At 41.8% G+C, this 19,372-nt stretch carries 23 protein-coding genes; 20 read left to right on the top strand and 3 right to left on the bottom strand.

All coding sequences use genetic code 11. The annotated features are described in order from the left end of the window. The first annotated feature begins 99 nt into the window (after positions 1 to 99). Positions 100 to 279, top strand: a complete 180-nt coding sequence (locus tag ACN9MR_RS13030) for a histone H1 (RefSeq protein ID WP_344851764.1) — start codon at positions 100 to 102, stop codon at positions 277 to 279. A gap of 200 nt (positions 280 to 479) precedes the next feature. Here the strand turns inward: ACN9MR_RS13030 and ACN9MR_RS13025 are convergent, their stop codons facing one another. Genes ACN9MR_RS13025 through ACN9MR_RS13015 form a run of 3 tightly spaced genes read right to left on the bottom strand, consistent with a single transcriptional unit; the run spans position 480 to position 3,663 of the window. Beyond that, positions 480 to 2,132, bottom strand: a complete 1,653-nt coding sequence (locus tag ACN9MR_RS13025) for a protein-disulfide reductase DsbD family protein (RefSeq protein WP_426330098.1) — start codon at positions 2,130 to 2,132, stop codon at positions 480 to 482. A 14-nt stretch (positions 2,133 to 2,146) separates the two neighbouring features. Then, a complete protein-coding gene (locus tag ACN9MR_RS13020) occupies positions 2,147 to 2,596 on the bottom strand; it encodes a protein-disulfide reductase DsbD domain-containing protein (protein WP_426330097.1) in 450 nt (149 codons plus the stop codon). A 20-nt stretch (positions 2,597 to 2,616) separates the two neighbouring features. Next, positions 2,617 to 3,663, bottom strand: a complete 1,047-nt coding sequence (locus tag ACN9MR_RS13015) for a PLP-dependent cysteine synthase family protein (protein ID WP_426330096.1) — start codon at positions 3,661 to 3,663, stop codon at positions 2,617 to 2,619. A gap of 1,125 nt (positions 3,664 to 4,788) precedes the next feature. Between ACN9MR_RS13015 and ACN9MR_RS13010 the strand changes: the two genes are divergently transcribed. The 19 genes from ACN9MR_RS13010 to traN all read left to right on the top strand — a co-directional run bounded on the left by ACN9MR_RS13010 (position 4,789) and on the right by traN (position 19,360). Further along, positions 4,789 to 5,493 carry a hypothetical protein gene (locus ACN9MR_RS13010; RefSeq protein WP_426330095.1) on the top strand — a complete coding sequence of 235 codons (705 nt, stop codon included), beginning with the start codon at positions 4,789 to 4,791 and terminating at the stop codon, positions 5,491 to 5,493. A gap of 185 nt (positions 5,494 to 5,678) precedes the next feature. Next, positions 5,679 to 6,083 carry a plasmid mobilization protein gene (locus tag ACN9MR_RS13005; protein WP_426330094.1) on the top strand — a complete coding sequence of 135 codons (405 nt, stop codon included), beginning with the start codon at positions 5,679 to 5,681 and terminating at the stop codon, positions 6,081 to 6,083. A gap of 291 nt (positions 6,084 to 6,374) precedes the next feature. Next, on the top strand, positions 6,375 to 7,514 hold the full coding sequence (locus ACN9MR_RS13000) for a relaxase/mobilization nuclease domain-containing protein (protein ID WP_426330093.1): 1,140 nt from the start codon (positions 6,375 to 6,377) through the stop codon (positions 7,512 to 7,514). A gap of 16 nt (positions 7,515 to 7,530) precedes the next feature. Continuing rightward, on the top strand, positions 7,531 to 8,163 hold the full coding sequence (locus tag ACN9MR_RS12995; RefSeq protein WP_426330092.1) for a ParA family protein: 633 nt from the start codon (positions 7,531 to 7,533) through the stop codon (positions 8,161 to 8,163). 14 nt (positions 8,164 to 8,177) lie between these two features. Continuing rightward, positions 8,178 to 8,543: a hypothetical protein gene (locus ACN9MR_RS12990; protein ID WP_426330091.1), complete on the top strand. Its 366-nt coding sequence runs from the start codon at positions 8,178 to 8,180 to the stop codon at positions 8,541 to 8,543. Next, positions 8,540 to 8,872 carry a hypothetical protein gene (locus ACN9MR_RS12985; RefSeq protein WP_426330090.1) on the top strand — a complete coding sequence of 111 codons (333 nt, stop codon included), beginning with the start codon at positions 8,540 to 8,542 and terminating at the stop codon, positions 8,870 to 8,872. The genes ACN9MR_RS12990 and ACN9MR_RS12985 overlap by 4 nt, the downstream gene beginning before the upstream one ends. 2 nt (positions 8,873 to 8,874) lie before the next feature. Further along, positions 8,875 to 9,171: a DUF4134 family protein gene (locus tag ACN9MR_RS12980; RefSeq protein WP_426330089.1), complete on the top strand. Its 297-nt coding sequence runs from the start codon at positions 8,875 to 8,877 to the stop codon at positions 9,169 to 9,171. 75 nt (positions 9,172 to 9,246) lie between these two features. Then, positions 9,247 to 9,555 (top strand): DUF4134 domain-containing protein, encoded by a 309-nt coding sequence (locus ACN9MR_RS12975; protein ID WP_426330088.1) that lies wholly within the window; start codon positions 9,247 to 9,249, stop codon positions 9,553 to 9,555. Between the two features lies 1 nt (position 9,556). Beyond that, positions 9,557 to 9,868, top strand: a complete 312-nt coding sequence (locus ACN9MR_RS12970) for a plasmid transfer protein (RefSeq protein ID WP_426330087.1) — start codon at positions 9,557 to 9,559, stop codon at positions 9,866 to 9,868. Beyond that, positions 9,846 to 12,308: a TraG family conjugative transposon ATPase gene (locus ACN9MR_RS12965; protein ID WP_426330086.1), complete on the top strand. Its 2,463-nt coding sequence runs from the start codon at positions 9,846 to 9,848 to the stop codon at positions 12,306 to 12,308. Before ACN9MR_RS12970 ends, ACN9MR_RS12965 begins: the two co-directional genes overlap by 23 nt. A gap of 24 nt (positions 12,309 to 12,332) precedes the next feature. Further along, a complete protein-coding gene (locus ACN9MR_RS12960) occupies positions 12,333 to 12,995 on the top strand; it encodes a hypothetical protein (RefSeq protein WP_426330085.1) in 663 nt (220 codons plus the stop codon). Beyond that, positions 12,992 to 13,660, top strand: coding sequence for a hypothetical protein (locus tag ACN9MR_RS12955; protein ID WP_426330084.1), 669 nt, complete (start codon positions 12,992 to 12,994; stop codon positions 13,658 to 13,660). The genes ACN9MR_RS12960 and ACN9MR_RS12955 overlap by 4 nt, the downstream gene beginning before the upstream one ends. Then, positions 13,657 to 14,334 carry a hypothetical protein gene (locus ACN9MR_RS12950; RefSeq protein WP_426330083.1) on the top strand — a complete coding sequence of 226 codons (678 nt, stop codon included), beginning with the start codon at positions 13,657 to 13,659 and terminating at the stop codon, positions 14,332 to 14,334. The genes ACN9MR_RS12955 and ACN9MR_RS12950 overlap by 4 nt, the downstream gene beginning before the upstream one ends. Further along, on the top strand, positions 14,331 to 15,116 hold the full coding sequence (locus ACN9MR_RS12945) for a hypothetical protein (protein WP_426330082.1): 786 nt from the start codon (positions 14,331 to 14,333) through the stop codon (positions 15,114 to 15,116). Before ACN9MR_RS12950 ends, ACN9MR_RS12945 begins: the two co-directional genes overlap by 4 nt. Positions 15,117 to 15,137: 21 nt before the next feature. Further along, complete coding sequence (locus ACN9MR_RS12940) at positions 15,138 to 16,286, top strand: plasmid transfer protein (protein ID WP_426330081.1); 1,149 nt, start codon at positions 15,138 to 15,140, stop codon at positions 16,284 to 16,286. 24 nt (positions 16,287 to 16,310) lie between these two features. After that, on the top strand, positions 16,311 to 16,925 hold the full coding sequence (gene traK / locus ACN9MR_RS12935; protein WP_426330080.1) for a conjugative transposon protein TraK: 615 nt from the start codon (positions 16,311 to 16,313) through the stop codon (positions 16,923 to 16,925). Further along, complete coding sequence (locus tag ACN9MR_RS12930) at positions 16,903 to 17,331, top strand: hypothetical protein (RefSeq protein ID WP_426330079.1); 429 nt, start codon at positions 16,903 to 16,905, stop codon at positions 17,329 to 17,331. The genes traK and ACN9MR_RS12930 overlap by 23 nt, the downstream gene beginning before the upstream one ends. Continuing rightward, positions 17,328 to 18,527 (top strand): conjugative transposon protein TraM, encoded by a 1,200-nt coding sequence (gene traM / locus ACN9MR_RS12925; protein ID WP_426330078.1) that lies wholly within the window; start codon positions 17,328 to 17,330, stop codon positions 18,525 to 18,527. The genes ACN9MR_RS12930 and traM overlap by 4 nt, the downstream gene beginning before the upstream one ends. A gap of 5 nt (positions 18,528 to 18,532) precedes the next feature. Beyond that, positions 18,533 to 19,360 carry a conjugative transposon protein TraN gene (traN, locus tag ACN9MR_RS12920; protein ID WP_426330077.1) on the top strand — a complete coding sequence of 276 codons (828 nt, stop codon included), beginning with the start codon at positions 18,533 to 18,535 and terminating at the stop codon, positions 19,358 to 19,360. Positions 19,361 to 19,372: the final 12 nt, after the last annotated feature.

The following is a 19,372-nucleotide window of genomic DNA, read 5'->3' as shown; positions in this document are numbered from 1 at the left end:
GTCAATCCCACTGTTTTTTTTATGTTTGTGTCCCGTTTAATACAAGCGGAACAATCAACAGAATTTTAAAATGGGTGATTTACCCCGAAAAAGAACAACATGGACAAATTTAAAAAGGTACAGGAAGTTATTGCCTCAGTAGAGGCAGATGTTGCAAAGTTTTATGATGGCGGAAATGCTGCCGCTGGAACACGTGTTCGTAAAGCAATGCAGGACCTAAAGGTATTGGCACAGGAAATCAGAGCTGAGGTTACTGAGAAAAAAAATACAGCAAAATAATTAAAGTTACTGTTTTGGGAAATGTTAGGCCTTGGTATTTTACCAGGGCCTAACGTTTTATGGAGCAAATACTTTTGCGCAATTCTTTTAGTTAAAATTAGAAGGCATGCTATCCAGCAATGCCTTCTTTTGAAATAAATCAAAACCAATTAACTAAAATTAAACGCTGCAGGACTTCTAAAACCTGCAGTTTCTTTTCTCTATTTGTTGAAGGCAGTCAGCCCACCTTCCAGAAAATTCTTGTAGTTCGCTATTTCATAATCAGCACCTTGTGGTTGTGCCAGTAGTGTTTCTGTTTTAGGATCGAGCAGTACATAAAAAGGCTGCGAATTGGACTGAAATTTCCTGGCCTGTAGATCGCTCCATTTTTTGCCAATGGTATTGAGCTTTCTTCCCTCAGGGGTAATCACTACATCTTCTGGGGCCAGTTCCGATTTATCATCTACATATAACTGGATCAGTACATAATCATTGCTGATCATTTTATATACATCTTTGTCCGGCCAAACATTGGCTTCCATTTTTCTGCAGTTTACACAGGCATGGCCGGTAAAATCAATCAGCACAGGTTTGTTCAGTTTTTTGGCAGCGGCTAAACCTTCATTATAATCGAAATAGGCGTTCAGCTTTAACGGGGCATGGAATTTATCGGCATATTTATGCGGACCATCATTTGTTGAAGCTTGTTTTCCAGCCAATAAGCTGGCGGTGTACAGGTCGAAGTCCTGTGTTTCCTGTGGTGGAAGAAAAGCCGATACACTGCGTAAAGGTGCTCCCCACATGCCCGGAATGAGATAAATCGTAAATGCCAATACTATTGTGGCCAGAAAAAGCCTCGGTACTGAGATAAATGCCAGCGGACTATCATGTGCAAACTTCAGTTTGCCCAAAAGATAGATGCCCATCATCCCGAAAATGACGATCCAAAGGCTTAAGAATATTTCGCGGTCAAACCATTCCCAGTGGTAGGCCAGATCAACATTGCTCAAGAATTTTAATGCAAAAGCGAGCTCCAGAAAACCCAGCACTACTTTTACACTGTTTAACCAACCGCCAGATTTTGGCAGTTTATTCATGGCAGATGGAAATAACGCAAACAAGGCAAAAGGAATAGCCAGTGCCAGCGAAAAGCCAAACATGCCTATAGCCGGGCCTAACAAAGCGCCAGTGGTTGCTGCCTGTACCAGTAAGGTGCCAATGATAGGTCCGGTGCATGAGAAAGATACCAGGGCCAATGTTCCGGCCATGAAGAATAATCCTGCAATGCCTCCCTTGTCCGAATTGGCATCCATTTTATTTACCCATGAAGAGGGAAGGGTAATTTCGAACGCTCCCAGAAATGAAGCAGCAAAAACAACGAGTAATAAAAAGAAAAAGAAATTGAAGATGCCATTGGTAGACAGGCTGTTCAGTGCATCCGCACCGAAAATTACCGTTACCAAAAGGCCAAGCACCACATAAATAAGGATGATGAAAAAGCCATAAAGCGCTGCACGCCGAAAGGCCCTTCCTTTTTCTGATCCTTTAGTGAAAAAACTTACCGTTAAGGGCAGCATGGGGAAGATGCAGGGCATCAGCAAGGCCGCTAAACCGCCAACAAAACCTGCAATAAAAATTCCCCATAGGGTTTTGTGTTCTTCTTTTGGTTGGACAATAGTTTTTTGAACAGCTGTAAGCTTACTAACTGTGGTTTTCAGATTGGTATCAACCGCTTTAACTGTGCTATCAACCGTTTCCGGTTTAATCTCTGTAAAAGTTAAGTCGTCGGTACTGGTGCTGTCCTGTGCGTATCCATTTAAGGATATTGCACAGCAGAACAGCAACCCGAGACAGATTTTTTTTAAGGATATCATATGCGCTGCCAAACTTATTTTACAGGAATGCTAAAATCCACCTGTTCTGGTGGCAAACATTGTTTGTCGTCGCATACCATAAACTCTACACTGCCTTTAACGGCAGCAGTTTTGCCTTTTAACTTAATCTTTTGCTGGAACACTACCGATTTTTCGAAATAGCTTACATCCATCTTAAAGGTGGGTTCGTACTTGGTAACCGCTTTTGGTTCGGTTGTACTGCCAACTAAGCTGTAAGTACCCGATGATGGAAAGGTAAAGGTTGTTTTAACCGGACCGCCATCTTTAACAAACTGCGAATATAGATGCCAGCCCTGGTCTACTGTGGCTTTTATAAATACAGTTGCGGTTGTTGGTCCTGTTTTTTTTGCTGCGTAACTCCAGGTTACCGGTTTTAAAATCTGGCTGTATGCGCTGAGGCTGATCAGGCATACAACACAGAATAAAAAGGTGATTTTTTTCATTTTGTGTTTTATTATATTGGTTAAAGTAATCTGCTAAAGGCCTGATAGTCGATAAAATCTACTTCAGGGGTAATGTACCCGGCTTTAATCGGTTCATCCTTCATTAAATCGGTACTTAAATATTTTTTATTGCTGTCAGAAAAGATGGTCACCACACAGCTGTCTGTACCCATTTTTTGCTGTTGTTTGATCGCGCCGATTACATTCGCACCTGAAGATATGCCAACGGCCAGGCCGAGATTTTCTGCCAGTTTTTGCGCCATCAGTATGGCATCGCCATCGTTTACCTGTATCACGTCATCCAGTTCGGCCAGTTTAACGATTTCAGGTATAAATTCATCGGAAATGCCCTGGATCCTATGGCTGCCCACTTTATAGCCGGTAGTTAAGGTTGGCGATTCTGCAGGCTCCAATGGGTGTATCTTTATGTCCGGATTTTGCTTTCTTAAGAAATTACCTACACCCATAATGGTCCCTCCGGTACCCACACCCGCAACAAAAGCGTTAGGTGAAAGGTTTTTTAGCCACAATTGCTCCCAGATTTCTTTACCTGTAGTATGCTCGTGGGCCTCAGGATTGGCGATGTTCTCGAATTGCTTGGGCAGGAAAATATTAGGATTGTTCGCCGCCATAAACTCTGCAAGTTTAATGCTACCGATAAAACCGCCTTCTTCTTTACTCACCAGAATGATTTCGGCCCCCAGACTTTTAACGATGTCAATGCGTTCCCTGCTCAACCAGTTTGGCATAATGATGGTAACCGGATGCCCCAATGCCTTACCTATTGCAGCAAATGCAATCCCAGTGTTGCCGCTGGTAGCTTCAACAATCTTATCCCCAGGTTTAATCTTACCTTCTGCATAAGCTTTTTTTAGGGTGTAAAGCGCCATCCTATCTTTAATACTGCCAGTTAGATTGTAATGTTCACATTTGACATAAATTCTATTTACAACGCCCTGGTAACTATAGGTGAGCTCAAGCATCGGGGTGTTGCCGACCAGAAGTGATAAGTGCTTGAATTTCCCCTCCATAGCAGAAGACATTTTATTTGCTGTTAATGTTGTCATGGCTGTTTATAAAATCGGATAACCTATGGTTATTTTGATTGGTTTTTATTTATGTAAAACTCATTATTATAATTTTTTATCGCAACGGATGTCGTTTTTTACGGAAATTTTCTGCTTTATAGGTTGTTATTTGGTGGTTATTTCAGTTTTGGCTGTTTTTTTTGATATACACTGTGCTTTTTTTCAATTTTTGATAGCCGTGGTACAGAGTGATTTAGATCAGTTTGATGTGGAAATAATAAAATTGGTGCAGCATGTACATTGTCAAACAATGGTTATTCTCATTGATGAATAGCGGATTTTAATACCAATGTTGTCCGATCGGTTCGATCAAAAATAATTGATCCCCAAAAAATCTAAAAAATGATACTTTCATTGAGCTGTGAATCGTTGCTCTGATAATCTTTGCAGGATCATTTAGAATATAGGACGACAGGGAATGCCGCACTGATACCGAATCCCCAGATTGTTATTATTTCCAAAATCCACTCTAGACCTTGTACAGCTTGTCTCACAATACTTTTTTTTAATCGGTATGGCTCATGAGTAGCTCAAAAAGGGCCCGATTTAGTCCAATTCAGCTCAAAATTTTTCTCCCCATAGATAACTGGATACGTTTGGTCAATGAAACCACATAACCTGTTTCAAAGCTATAACTATCACTGCCTTTGGTTGGCACCAATGAGGCTTTACTAAAAAGGTATTCGATGATTGAAACCGGGGCTGTAGCCTGAAAAGTAATAAGATCAGCAATCTGCCTGTGGCATGAACGCTAGGATGCCTTCGGCATCTGTTCTTTGACATAATGGAATGAAGCATTATTCCGTGGGGAGCGGAAAATCCTGCGAAGTTGAGATCATATCAATATCACGAAAACGCAGGGGCAGGCGAGGGCCCGGTCCGTATGGACTGACGTGAGTAATTCCGATCTACCGAAGACTTTGTTTTGTATTTAGTTTAGGTAATCAAGGGGCCATGTGCCCCTTTTTTTGTTCTTTGTTCCCGTTTTCAGAAACATATAGCTTGCGGCTAAGCCGAAAGCTTGGAAAAGGGTGTCTGCTTAAGTTATTATCCTTTGATCGCATTCAGGTTTGAGGTTTTGAATGTTTTTTTGTCTCTTCGGGAATGTTGATACAAAATTTATTAAGATTAGAACTGGAACTGAGCTGGATGAACATGTTCTTTAGGTCATTTTCCAGTCGGCAGAAAACGGTGCTTATCTTACTTTTTTTACCTACTGTCGGGATCATCGGTTTCGTGTTCTGGAATATTTCAGCCTGGAGTGGACAGAACTGGAAATTGGTAACCTTGGCACTTGCGATACCTTTTTTTTACTATTTTCAGAAAAACAGTACTAAATTTACCCGACAGGTTATCGATAGGGTTTTTGGTTCTGGCCCATCGGAAATCTTTGATGAAGGGTTTCGGTGTATTGAAGGGGTTAGGGTCATCAGGGTTTATCTTTTTTTAAAGGAACGCGGGTCGCTTAAGAAAGATAAAATAGAGCATATCATAAGCTCACTTAAATTTGAGGCATCAGTCCCAAAATACAGGTTCTTCTCTGGAAAGCTCTTCTACACATTTTTTATACTTTTTATCGGTATTGTGATACCTAAGCTCTTCGAGCTCATTACACCTATTAAGCCTGAAGAAAAATTTGATAGTGTGATGGACATACTATCGGTTGTAGCCAAGGCGATGGGACTGGTGGTTATGTTGGTATTTTTAACCGAATGGATGGTTAAAGATACCCATAATAGATTGTCAAAGAACCATTATAAAGTAAACCTTATCCGTTATCTGGAAGAGATCCGGATGTTGATTGTCTAATAAGCTATATATCCTTCTGCTTTTATTAAACGCAAGATGTCTTTTTGTCCGACGAAAATTCCTTTGGAATTTCCTTACCGCCAAAAAGTATCTTGCCTTAAAGACTGGCCTTCACTGCGTTCTGCCCACCTTTAAGGGAGAGAAAACTCGCGGCTCGTTTTCTTTTGTAAGATTTCTTTGAAGCTATGAAAAAAAGACTCTGTGGTAGGCCACCAATGCTATTAGGAAAAAGGGATAAAAAAATTGATGTCCGCTTTACCAAGGAAGAATATGAACTAATACTGAATCTTGAAAAGTCATTAGGTGTTAAAAAAACGGACCTGATCAGAAATAGAATACTTGTTGGTTCTCAGTTGGTGGTGGTCAATGCCCGGCAGCTAATCTGCGCACTCGATCAGATAGGTACTGAAATGGATAGGGCAGGGAACAATATCAACCAACTTGCCAGATATGCAAATACGCTTAACCGCCAGGGGATTCTTTCCGTAGTTGTTGTTGAAAGATACAATATACTGTTGGGCAATTATCAGGATATCCAAAAAAGACTGGAAATACTACTCCGGAGGATAATCAGGCTATCAGGTAAGTAATGGGGGATGTTTCCTGATTCTAAAAACCAGGATTGAAAAATTTTAGCCCGTTAGGTTATATATATAACCGGTTACTTAGCTTTAATGCAATACCGTTGTCCGGTTCTACTGTTGTTTTGTTATCGATCTATGTGGTTCGCTGGATTACTATCTAGCATGTTACTTTAACATCCTGTTACTGCGCTAACACTGAACTACTATAGCAATGTAACTGGTTATAAAAGATCTTAGCTACTGAAATGGCAATCTATCCCGGTATATTCCGGACTAAATAACTAAATATCCAGATATATGATTGTAAAGATACTTTCCTCGACAGCGAGTTTTTCAGGCGTAAGTTACAATACCGATAAGATTGAGCAGGGGAAAGGAGAACTGGTCAATGTTTCTAACTTTGGGATGCTTCAGATGCTTTCCGAGCTCCGGCCTACTGATTATATCAATTATTTTAAAGCAGTATCCTCTGTAAATAAAAGGGTCAGTAAACCACAGTTCCACGCCGTTATTTCAGCTAAGGGCAGATCAACGCTAAAAGAGGAACTAACGAGGATAGCCCAAAATTGGCTTTTAAAGATGGGGTATGGCAAAAATCCCTACCTGATTGTTTTTCATAGTGACACAAAAAACAACCATGTTCATACGGTATCAACCAGAATAGACAAGGCTGGCAAAAAGATATCCTCTGCCTACGAAAAACTCAGGGCGATCAGGTTACTTTCAGAGACCTTGGGGCAGAACACCAAACCGGATATCAGAACCATAACTGATAAAATGCTAAAATACCGCTTTTCTACACTGGCCCAATTAAAGCTACTCTTTGAGATCAAGGGATTCAGTACCAGCATAGAAAATGACAAGTTAAAAATAAGTGGCCAAGAGGGGCAGATATCCGAAATAGATCTTGTACAGATTGATAAAATTATTGCCACGGACAAAAGAAACATACAGAGATCAGCCCAACTTAGGGGGATCATTGAAAAATATAAACCGAAATACAGTTTTTTGATCCAAGACCTTGAAAAATCAGACAGTAAGGCCCTTCATTCAGGAATGCGTTATGGCTCAGACTTGGGCGACTTTCTTCATTCAAAATTTGGCATCCAGCTTGTTTTCCATTATTCAGGAGAATATCCACCATATGGATACACCATTATTGACCATGCGGAGAAAAATGTTTTTAAAGGTTCTGAAATCATAAAACTCAAAACACTTATTGGAGAAACCTCTGATAATCAACCCTCGACAGACACCTTTCAAAATTACAACATCAAAAACATCCCAAAAATTAAGGATAATATCGATTCAATGGAATTTTCGGATTTTGATAGATCGGTTTTGAACCTGCCTGATCTGACTGAAGATATTGACGACGAGGCCATTCTTGGCAGAAACCGTCAGCGAAAGGGCAAGGCCCGCACCAATACACGTTAAACTTAAACCATTTGTCATGCTAATAATTATCGGAAACCAAAAAGGAGGTGCTGGAAAAAGTACGCTCACGCTACTACTTGCAAATTTTCTCACATTGGTCAAAAAACGAAAGGTCACAGTAATCGATATGGATTACCAACAGTCTCTTGCACAGAAATATGAAAAAGCTAAAATATTGGAGCATACAGATCCTTACGAGATCATCGCCGCAGGCTTAGAACATTTTCCATCTATGTTCACTGTGCTCAGGCAAAGTCCCGACCATATCGTAATCATTGATCTCCCGGGCAAACTTGATGATGATGGTCTGATGCCGGTATTTGCATCTGCGGATCTTGTGTTCTGCCCTTTTTCTTATGATGAGTTCAGTTTTGATTCCACCATACTTTTTTCGGTAGTGCTGAAGAAGATCAATAAAGATATTCCTGTATTTTTTGTTCCCAACAGGGTCAAGGGAAATGTAAAATATGAAACCCAGACCGAGGTAGAGCTTCAGCTCGCCCGCTTTGGAACCATTACAACGGCAATTTCTGACCGTGTTGATTTTCAGCGTATAAGTACCTTTCAAACGCCCCTTGTACTTTATCCGATCATCCTTCCCGTATTTGAAAAAATCTATGAAAGCCATATAGCCAGCAACACCGGATAACAAAATACACAACTATGGAAAAGAAAATCATTTCGATCGCGGATGAACTCCGAAGATCAATAACGGAGCCGGCCGATACGGTGCTAAAATATACAGGTAGAACCAAGGAGGTCACGCAGAAGGGAAAAGGGAAAGAGAAGAAAACCATTAATGGTGCAATAGGCCTGCTTGAGGCTATGACAAGGTTTGATTGCTCCGGAAATACACACATGCTTCATCCAAGACTGGATGTGAAGACAGTAAAACTGTTGAACAGCTTTAAACTGGCATCAGGAATTGATATGAACCGTTTTATTGCCTTTTCTATCCATTATATATTTCAACAGCACCCCGAACTCAAAACATATATAAAACAATCACTAGAAAATTTTGAACTATGACATGGACACAATTTATAATTTATCTCGCCAGTGCCTACTTTTGTTATTACGGAGCCAACCTGCTTTTTGATTATTCCAGAGCCGGCAGCATTGGAGATGCTGAAAACAATAGCCTGGTAACGGTCGGATTTTCCACCGCCGATCTTCCACAAAAAATAGAAATCGAAAGCCTCGACCCCGGATTTTCAGAGATCGACTACTTTATCGGAGAAGGGGAAGGGGATGCGTCGGATTCACCGATTGTAGCCTCTGGTGGAATTTCTATCAGGGAACTCTTTGAACTTGCCAAGGATGAGTCGATCGAATACACAAGGTCGGTAAGTTTCTAGCCATGACCCGGTTTCGCGTTTTTCTCCTGCTGCCCCTGGTTGTACTTCCTCTGTTTTGCATAGGCCAGCCTGGTCTGCCTGAAATGGAACAGGCTACTTCCCTTATCAGAAATTCTTTCTTTTCAATGCGCGATCTTTCATATGTGCTGGCAGCACTGATAGCAGTGATAGGGGCAGTCGTGATCTATCACAAATGGCAGATGGGAAAGGATGTGGGAACAGATATTCCAGCGTGGTTTTTCTCCTCCATTTTCGTGCTTTTGACCGGAGCTTTTTTATCGCAGTTATTCGGTATCTAAGTTTTCGATCTTTAAATCTACAGCCCTTTAAGGGCTTTTTTTATTTACATCCATTCATCCTTTAATCAAATTGTTATGAAAAAAATCAAGAACATCCGGTTTGTTATCTTTTTGTACCTCACGACCATCGTTGGTTATGCGGCGGCCCAGAGTGGAGTTAACGGGCTTAATACCGCGACGACAACCCTGAAGACCTATGTAGATCCGGCCTCTAATATTGCCCTTGTCATAGGTGGCATTGTTGGTATCGTAGGAGGGATCAGGGTATATTCCAAATGGAACAGCGGAGACCAGGATATTAATAAGGAACTGATGGGCTGGGGAGGTTCATGCCTTTTTCTGGTGCTGTCTTCACTGATCGTTAAAGCTTTTTTTGGCCTTTAATATGGAAGCCAAAAAGTTTCAGGTTTACAAGGGACTGCAAAGGCCCCTTACCTACAAAGGCTTTAAGGGCAGATTTATATACTGGGGCCTGGGGATATTGCTTTCTTCATTGGTATTGGGAGCCATTATTATGGCAACAGTGAATATGTACCTCGGTGCCCTCCTAATGATCGGGCTTATTGTTTCAGGATTTCTCTGGTTGGCAACCCGGCAGAAAAGAGGCCTATATGATAAAAACATGCTGAACGGAATTTTTATCCACCCAGTAAACCTTCAAAAAATCTATAGATATGTCAGGCAAGAAAGAATTTAAGCTTCCCTATCTGGGCGTTGATCCCGGTATCTCGGAAGATCTGTTATATGGTCTTAAAGGTGAATTTTCAATAGTCTTGGGTATCCAAAACCCCGTAGGACAATATGGGGCAGATGCAAATGGTTATGAAGCCTTTCATTCTCTTTTTATGAACCTTTTGGGGGTTGTCGGCGAGGGCCATATTGTCCAGAAGATCGACGTGATTTCAAAAGCGGTTTATCAAAGTGGACAATCAAAAGAATACCTTCAGGAAAGTTATAACAGACATTTCGCCGGCCGTACTTTCAATAGGCTGCTGACCTATCTTGTAATTACCAAACAACCGGGAACGGTCGGTTTTTACAGATATGATAAAAAAGCGATGCGGGATTTCCGGCAGACTATAGCTAAGGTTATGGATATACTGGCAGCAGGGGGCACTTTGCCTGTTCTTTTGCGCGAAAGGGAAATCAATAATCTTGTTCTGCGGACGATGGCGATGAATTTTTCCGGTGGAACGGTCTCACTTGAGAATTATAGATCAGGAGAAAACGGCATCGGTCTTGGCGAGCGGACCATAAAGTGTATTTCCCTTGTTGACATTGATCAGATCGATCTACCACAGGAGATCCCGGTCCATGGCCATCTTTCGGAAGGTGGGAAGAACAGAGATTTTCCCGTAGATCTTTTGTCTTTCCTTTTTAGGGTACCTGAATTTGATTGTATTATTTATAACCAGGTGATTGATGTCCCTTCCCAGTTGAAAGTGCTATCAGGGCTCGAACTGAAAAAGAAGCGGCACTCTGGGATACCCGATCCGGTCAACAGCATCTGTGTTGAAGATATATCAATGTTACTGGATGACGTTGCAAGAGATAACCACATAGTAACCAGGGCGCATTTTAATGTTGTGGTCTGTGCAAGGAATGAACACATTGAAAAGTCATGCAACTTCATAGAAAGTGCTCTTTTTCAGATCGGTATAGTGCCGTCAAAAAATGCTTATAACCAAATGGAACTTTTTAGGTCCTGTCTACCTGGAAATGCAGTTGAACTTAAAAATTATGATCTTTTTTTGACTACTGCAGAAGCAGCCCTTTGCCTGTTTTTTAAAGATGCACCTCAAAAGGATGAGGAATCTATTTTTTTAGTGCGTTTTACCGACAGGAAAGGTATCCCAATGGCGATTGATCCAGAGGATCTGCCAATGGTAACGGGAAGGATCAATAACCGCAATAAATTTGTGCTCGGGCCTTCAGGTACAGGGAAATCTTTCATGATGAACTCACTCCTGGAGCAATATCAGCTTTACAACATGGATGTGGTGATTATTGATACCGGACATTCTTATTCTGGGCTATGCAGTTACTTTGGCGGTAAATACATCACATATTCCGACGGGAAGCCGATCACGATGAATCCTTTTGCAATAAGCGAAGAAGAGTATAATCTCGAAAAAAAGGATTTTCTCTCAACCCTTATTATCCTGTGTGTTAAAGGGCAGGATGGTACGGCCACACAGTTGGAAAGGGATATCTGGTCCAATGTGATCAGTGCATATTATGCCAACTGGTTCAGTCCTGTAGATGGAGTGCCAAAAATTGAAAAACTGTGTTTTGATTCATTTTATGAATTTGCACTCTACAAAATCCCGTTGATCATGGGAGAAGAATCTGTTCCATTTGATTTTGATGAGGCAAGGTTTATCCTCAAGAAATTTTACGTTGGTGGGGAATTTGGTACAATACTTAATAAACCCGGTGATACATCTCTGTTAAATGAGCGGTTCATTGTATTCGAAATAGACAATGTGAAGGAACATAAAATATTGTTTCCACTCGTTACCCTTATCATCATGGATATTTATGTTCAAAAGCTTAGGCACCGCAATAAGTTTAGGAAAGCACTCGTGATAGAGGAAGCATGGAAATCCATTTCTTCTCCATTGATGGCAGGCTTTCTGGTTTTTGTTTATAAAACGGCACGTAAATTTTGGGGAGAGATCATTACCGTTACCCAGGATCTAGAGGATATCATTGGAAATGAGATTGTAAAAAATACAATCGTCAGCTCTTCAGATACCGTCATCCTGTTGGATCAGTCCAAATTCAAGGATAACTATAAGGAGATTGCAGGACTGCTTTCGATCAGTGATACTGAACAGAAGAAGATTTTCAGCATCAACCAACTTGATAACCGGTCTGGCAGAGGACGCTTTAAAGAAGTGTATATCAGACGTGGGGCGATTGGTGAGGTTTATGGGGTAGAGGTATCAACTGAACAGTATTTTTGCTACACCACAGAAAAGCCGGAGAAACTGGCAGTAGAAAGTTACGTTTCAAGGTTTGGATCCTATCCTGATGCACTTGATGCATTTGTTTCAGATCTGAGAGCGAGCCGCCTATCCATAGGGGAATTTGTCACTTCGGTGAATCTTGCTCCACAACAACTAATGAGTTAAACTTTAATACAAATCAATTTAGATATGAAAACAATATTTCTGTTTTTAATGGCCTGGCCCTGCCTTTTTGTGTCGGCCCAAACGCTTTATGTCGATCCGCTGACTTCTGGCGCAATCGCAGGTCATGCTTCAGTAATCAATGGCCAGTTAAATAGGGCGAACGATAACCTTAGCCTGATCTCAAAAGGACAGCTCGCCGTTACCGGACAGTTGCTAATAGTGAATGATATGCAGGATAGGATCTATCAGGGACTTACCCAGGTTGCCGCCGTGATGAACAACCTGATATCTGTAAAGGAGATCGGAGAGATCGGGATTGATATTGTAGGGGATGTAGAAAAGACGGTAGCATTGGCAAAGTCCAATCCTGTTCTGTTGCTTTTCGCGGAGCAGGGCGCAAGAGAATTTAAGGCAAGGGCGCTATCGCTTGGCACCGAAGTCGGGGCCTTTGTACTAAAAGGCGGAAAGGGAAACCTGATGGATGCGGGTGAGCGGTCAAAACTGCTCAATCATATCGCAACACAGATGCGGATTCTGCGTGGTACCGCTTATGGGATGCACAGGGCTATGTACTGGGCAAAAATGAAAGGTCTTTTCGCTGCTCTCAACCCTTGGTCGGATTGGATCAACATGGATGTCAGGATTGCTAACCAGGTAATAACAGAAGCTAAACACCTAAAAAAATGAAAAGTTTTATCATCATCATCCATTTAGTTTTCGGATGTCTTCTTGGGGGTAATGGCCAACAAAAGGCATTGAATATTCCCGGTATCCACCAGCTGGTAGCGGACTCCAAATCCGAAAACGAAAAGCAGCAGAATGCAAGGGATAGACAGGCACAGAATACCATAAATGAACAGGCCAATAAGACTTTGTTGGCTCGGCTTAAGAGTAGTTACCGCGAGATCCAAAGCAGGTTCAACCTTATAGGAACGGCAATGATAGCTACTGATATAGGACTAAAAGCTGTTCCCATGGTGGGAGATATTGCCCAAAACCAGACAAAGTTATATGAATTGGCAAACCGGGATCCGGCTTTGCTCTTATTGGTCTATCAGACAGAAATTGAGTTTCTTTCCAGGTCCAGGGATCTTCTTTCATTTCTTATCGGACTTTCAGCTAGCATCGGGGCGCTAAACCAGATGAAAATTACAGACCGTAAAATACTCTTCGATTTTGTTCTTGATGAGCTGTCCCAGATTCGGGCCCTTTCCTCTGGCCTGGTAAATATTTTATCTTATGGGAATTTAAAGTCCCTTTTTAACCAGCTAAACCCATTTTCAGATTACATCAACACGGACCGCTCGCTTGTCGAGGACATTATTCGAAACGCCAAATTCCTAAAAAGATGAGAAAACAATTATTTGTGATGGTATCTGTTTTCATACTGGGTAGCTTTTCTTTTGGATCACATGCACAGCGGGTGGTTTTTGATTCAAGGCATTTTGGGATTGTCAATGAGAATGCAATCGTCAGGAATGCCGCAGAAATGACCCACAGGGAATATTTGGACAGAATAAACGGAAGCTTAAAACAGATCAACCTCAACTGCGCCACCGTTGTCGCGGCTCAGACGGTTATTTACGATGGGCTTTCCAACATCAATTCTGCCCTGAAAGGGGGATTCATGGTTAAAAATATGTCTGCGGTCTGTTTGGATATACTAAATTATTCAATGCAGATGGCTGAAATGGCCAGATCAGAACCTTATCTGCTGCTTTTTGCAGAAGAAATGTACCGTGATATGAATTCACGTGCGGCAAGACTCTATGGTGAAGTGTCTGGATTTATCCTCAAAAACGGAAGCAGTATACTTATGGATCATGCATCAAGGGATGAACTTCTCAAAAAAATCAATACCGAACTGCACATTCTTTCAGGACTTACATATGGAGCGTGGAAGGCGATGTACTATGCTAAAATAAAAGGGGTATTCAACTCAGTTAATCCCTTTTCATCCTTTATCAACCAGGACCGCTCAATGGTCGAAGACATTATCAGAAACTCCAAATACCTAAAAAAATGAAAAAATCAAAATCTATTATAATATCGTTGACACTGTTTCTTTCCGCTAGTTTTAGCAATGCCCAGAAATCCATCAGGGATGAGAGTATAACCTATCAGCAGGAACGGATGGTTTTCAAACAATGGGACCGTTCCAGATTTACCCCAACATCGGGATGGCTGGGCATTAATCCCTACTACTGGCTGACCTGGGGACTGCACCCCAATTATCCCAAAACCGACCTGCGTCCGTTGGGCGGGGCGGGCCCGCAGTTGCAGCGCCTTTCCCTTGCAGGAGTCCAAAAGGATACCGACCGTTCCTATGAGCTTCAGTCAGATTCCCTGGGAAATGTTGCAAAAGATGAAATCATGGCGCATTCGGGTCTGTTATCTGCAACAGATCCGCTTTGGCTCCTTTATTATTCAAGGCAGTTAAGGCCGGTGACTGATTTTGATCCTTTGATGATACTTAAGGGACTTCCTGCCGGCACTAAGGCCAAACTGATCAGTGAGGGGAGTTTTGACTGGTATAGTGCAGAAATGCAGATGCTCGGTGAGCGCCTTGACCTGACCAGAAAAAGTAATCAGGACCGTGGTGCCAGGATACTTTCCTATCATGGCATGCTCAATGATTATCGCAGACTATTAGGGATCTGGTCAACAAGGGTTGCAACTGCTGAGCGGCTCATGTCGCAAGGCCAGCTTCAAAGGAAACTTAAGGCACAGGAAACCAGCATCAAAAAATGGAGCCCCGATAGCGACCTTGAGATCGCAAGGGAAGTGTTGCGCAACCGTAAATACTAATGTTGACTTAAATTGAATGTTATGAAAAAACAGATAGGGCTTTTTACGTTTTTAATGGCTCTGGCTATCGGGGCATCTGCTCAAACTACGGATTACAGGAGATCATTTGAATTCCTGCAAGGGAATGGGGTTTATGAAGAGGGCGTAATGGTATTTTTAAAGGGTATGAAAAATTCCCTATGGGAGCATTTTGATATCTTCATTACAGATGCCAAGGCGTTGGCCGCAATATTCATGATTATATTCTTCGCGATAAAATCTTATGAGATGATGGCCGGGGATAAAAAGTTGGAAGTTATGCCTTTGCTCCGCCCTTTTGGGCTTGTTATGATCATCTTGTGGTGGGGTGCATTTACAAAAGTTATTGCTTTTCCGACCGATCTGGTTGCCATGAAAACAGAAGAAATGTACACGAGTGAGCAGGCCAATGTCAATAATCTCCGGGTGATTAGGGCAGACTACATGCTTAAAATTGCAAATGCTCTATATAGCTTTCAGGCGGAGACTGAGCTTGCTGAAAAAGAATCTGATACCTGGATAGATCAGGCGTGGGACTCGGTCACCAGTTCTGTAAAAGAGGGGATGTCTACAGTGATCAGCCCTGTCATTGAACTTAAAAACCGGCTCAAGATTGGAATGCAGTTGCTGCTGACGCAGTTATTGGAACTCCTTGGTATCTGGATACTGCGTTTAGCAGTCTATGTCTTATTTCTCATCCAGATCATATATTCTGCGATACTCATCATTCTTGGACCTTTTGCGGTAGCTGCGAGCATATTACCCTCTTTCAGGGATTCTTTAAGTACCTGGATTGCAAGGTTCGTTTCTGTAAATCTTTACTTAGGCATTGGATACCTGGTCATGTACATCGTTGCCCTGTTACAGAAAACCGCTATGACCATGGAAATCAGTAGGTACAAAGAACTGATCGGGGAGAACGGCGAAGCGCTAAATATGGAAAAAATGGCCTGGTTCGCTGGAAACGGAGTACTCTCGTTTGGTACTGTTATCCTCAGTTTTCTTATCGGAGCAATCTGTATGTTCACTGTTCCCAGCATTTCCACCTGGATCATTTCCACATCGGGTATCAGTTCTGCTGCATCCAACTTTGGCAGGGGATCCCAGACCGTTTTGGGTGTTGCAAAGAAAGCATCGGGAAAATTCTTTTGATTATTAATCTTTTAGTTATTTCTTATGATCATCAAAAATATTGAATCAAAGATCCGCTTGGCCACTTTGGTGTCTATTGGGAGTCTGGTACTTGCCTTTGGCGTAAGCTTGGCCGTTTCTGTTTATGCCTATAAGCAAGTGCTTTCGTCCCGAAAAAGCATTTATATACTTAATAATAATGTGCCTATTCTTGCCAAACAGACCGATGTCAAGATGAACCGGCCCGCAGAATATAAAGCACATATCGACCTTTTTCATTCCATATTCTTTTCATTGACACCGGACGACCGTTACATAGAATACCAGATGAAAAAGGCCATGTATCTGATAGATGAATCGGGGGCCAAGCAGTACAACGACCTCAAGGAGAAAGGATATTTCAGTTCTGTACTTTCCAGTAGTTCGGTATTGACCCTTCAGACAGATTCTATCATTCTTGATCTGCCGCGCCAATATTTCAGGTATTATGGAAGACAAAAAATAGACCGGCGTAGCGTAACAGTGTTCCGCTCATTGATTACAGAAGGTTACCTGAAAGACATCCCAAGAAGCGAGAATAATCCACATGGCGTACTCATCACCGCATGGAAAACAATTGAAAATAAAGACATCGAAAATGTTCAGAAAAATTCGCTCTAACAGGGCACCGGAAAAAACGGTATGGATGGATCTCAGGGATGAGCTTGCGCCATACCTCACCAGGATTTATAAATCATCATCTTCACTGCTAAGGAGATTTCCAAGAACAATATTCGTCTGTATGGTGATTTCTTTGAGCTATTCTGTTCTTTGGTCATTCAGTTCCCGCCAAGGACATAAATCTAAAAACAATTCACAGGTAAGTGGTCAAAAAGATAGTTCCCAAAATCTGGCGGTAATTAATGGGAGGCTGAATTCCATCTCCAGGACTGCTGGTAATCTGCGGCGGACAATGGCCATCAGGGACAAAGTAGACTCTGTTTTAAATAAAAAAAAGCTTTCTGGGACAGATTCCGTATTTCTTGAAAATGCACTGCTCGAGCTTAAACAAATCCAACAACCATGAAAATAAACTTAAAACAGCCCAGATATGTGGTCCCTTTATTGGTGCTACCGTTTTTATGCCTGTTCTTTTATGTATACCAAAGTTCCATAGGACAAAAAGTCCAGGATCCACTTCAGGAAGGGATGAACAGCAATATCGCGGATATATCTGATCAGGTCAGAAAAAGGGGGCTTACCGATAAACTTGATGCATACCGCGATCGATATAGGGATTCAGAAGGAACCACTGCAATCAACAACCTCGATGGCAATGAAGTAGGAAATGTTGCTTCGGATGCCGAAAAACGAAAAAAATCTTTGGATTCCATTGAACGTGTACTCCGTCAAACAGAAAAAACGGTAAACAGCGCAAAAACTGGCAAGTCGGCAATTTTCAATGCCAATGGTAAGAGGGGGGCATTACTTTCTGCTGAAGACAGGGCAATGGCGGAAGCACTTTCCAGCTTCGGAAAACAGGGTCAATCTGTATCCCGGGGAGAAATAAAAGGACATATTGGTGAACCTGTAACTGACCCTATGGAAGTTTTTAAAAAACAGATGTCCTATATCGATAGCATGGGGAAGGCCAATGATCCGGAATATCAGGCAGAGCTTAAGAAAAGGGAAAAATTAAAACCTGCTTCAACTGTTCCGCAGATAAATATCCAAATGGTCACTAAACAACTTGCCGGTCTTGGCGTTTTCAATACAATCCTGGCAGAAAAAAACAGCAGCTTGATCAGTGCGGTAATAGATGAAAATGTGACTGGATATTCGGGTTCAAGGATCAGGATACGCATCCTCGAAGATCTGTTTGTCGGTTCACTGCCATTAAGGAAAGGCACTTATCTGTTCGCCGAGATCACTGGATTTTCTCAGCAGCGGGTCAAGCTCAGTATAACTTCTATCGCAAGGGAGGATAAAATTATCCCTGTCAGACTGGAAGTATATGATCTTGATGGTCTCGAAGGCCTTTATGTTCCTTCATCAAACTTTAGGGAATTTTCACGAAACCTGGGAACTGAATCTGTCCAGGGCTTTTCTACCCAGGGAAGCTCACAGAACCAACAGGAATTTCTCATGAGTGCGGTGGATAAGATCTTTACATCCACTTCATCCGCAATTTCAGGGCTTATCAGAAAGAACAAGGCAAAAGTTAAATACAATAGCCGGGTTTACCTTATTGATCCCCAGTCCCTCCACAAACAATCAAAATAAATATTATGAAAAAAATAATCTTTCTATTGGCGATAAGCTTTTTGGCCATATGGCATGCCTTTGCCCAGACTGTTCCATTGAACAGGCCACTTTCAGTAATCTATCTTAAAAAAGATTTGACCATACACCTTCTTTCGCCCGAGAATATCCGCTATGTTGATATCTCTACGTTAAAGGTTCATGGGGATATACCGGTACCAAACCTGCTCAGGCTAAAAATGGGGGATTCCTGTTCAAACGCTTTTTCAGCGGTACTGACAGTCGTAGGAGAAAAGAACATCTCGCAATTTAGCCTGATTTATGATAAGGGCAGGTCTGACAGTCTATTTAGGTCAAGTGTAGATATTGATCGGACAGATATGCAGCCGATCTCAGTCCCTGATGTTTCCTTCTCGGAGGCCGAGGCCAGGGGCTATGCACTTTCAATGTTCAGAAAGCGTCCAGAGACTGGTTCAGTCAGGGCAAGTGGCTATGGGCTAACGGCAAAACTCAACAATATCGCAAGTGTCGGTGACTATGTATTTATCGACATCAGTTACGTCAACAAGAGTAACCTAAGATTCGATATTGAGGAAATCAGATTTAAGATAGATGATAAAAAGCTGATCAAGGCTTCCAATACACAATCTGTTGAACTGATTCCAGAATATGTGTTTTCCAGCGTTTCATCATTTCAAAGATATTACCGTAATGTATTTGTTTTCAGAAAGTTCACTTTTCCGGGGAACAGGATACTAAATGTACAGCTCACCGAAAAACAGCTTTCTGGAAGGACGCTTTCTTTCGGGCTACGCTATAGCGATCTCCTTAATGCCGATACGCTCGAACAGTAATCCAATGCTTTT

The organism is Pedobacter sp. R-06 (genome assembly GCF_049913135.1).
Lineage (GTDB): Bacteria > Bacteroidota > Bacteroidia > Sphingobacteriales > Sphingobacteriaceae > Pedobacter.
Note: the sequence above shows the minus strand (reverse complement) of the source record. Positions and strands in the feature narration are given on the sequence as shown.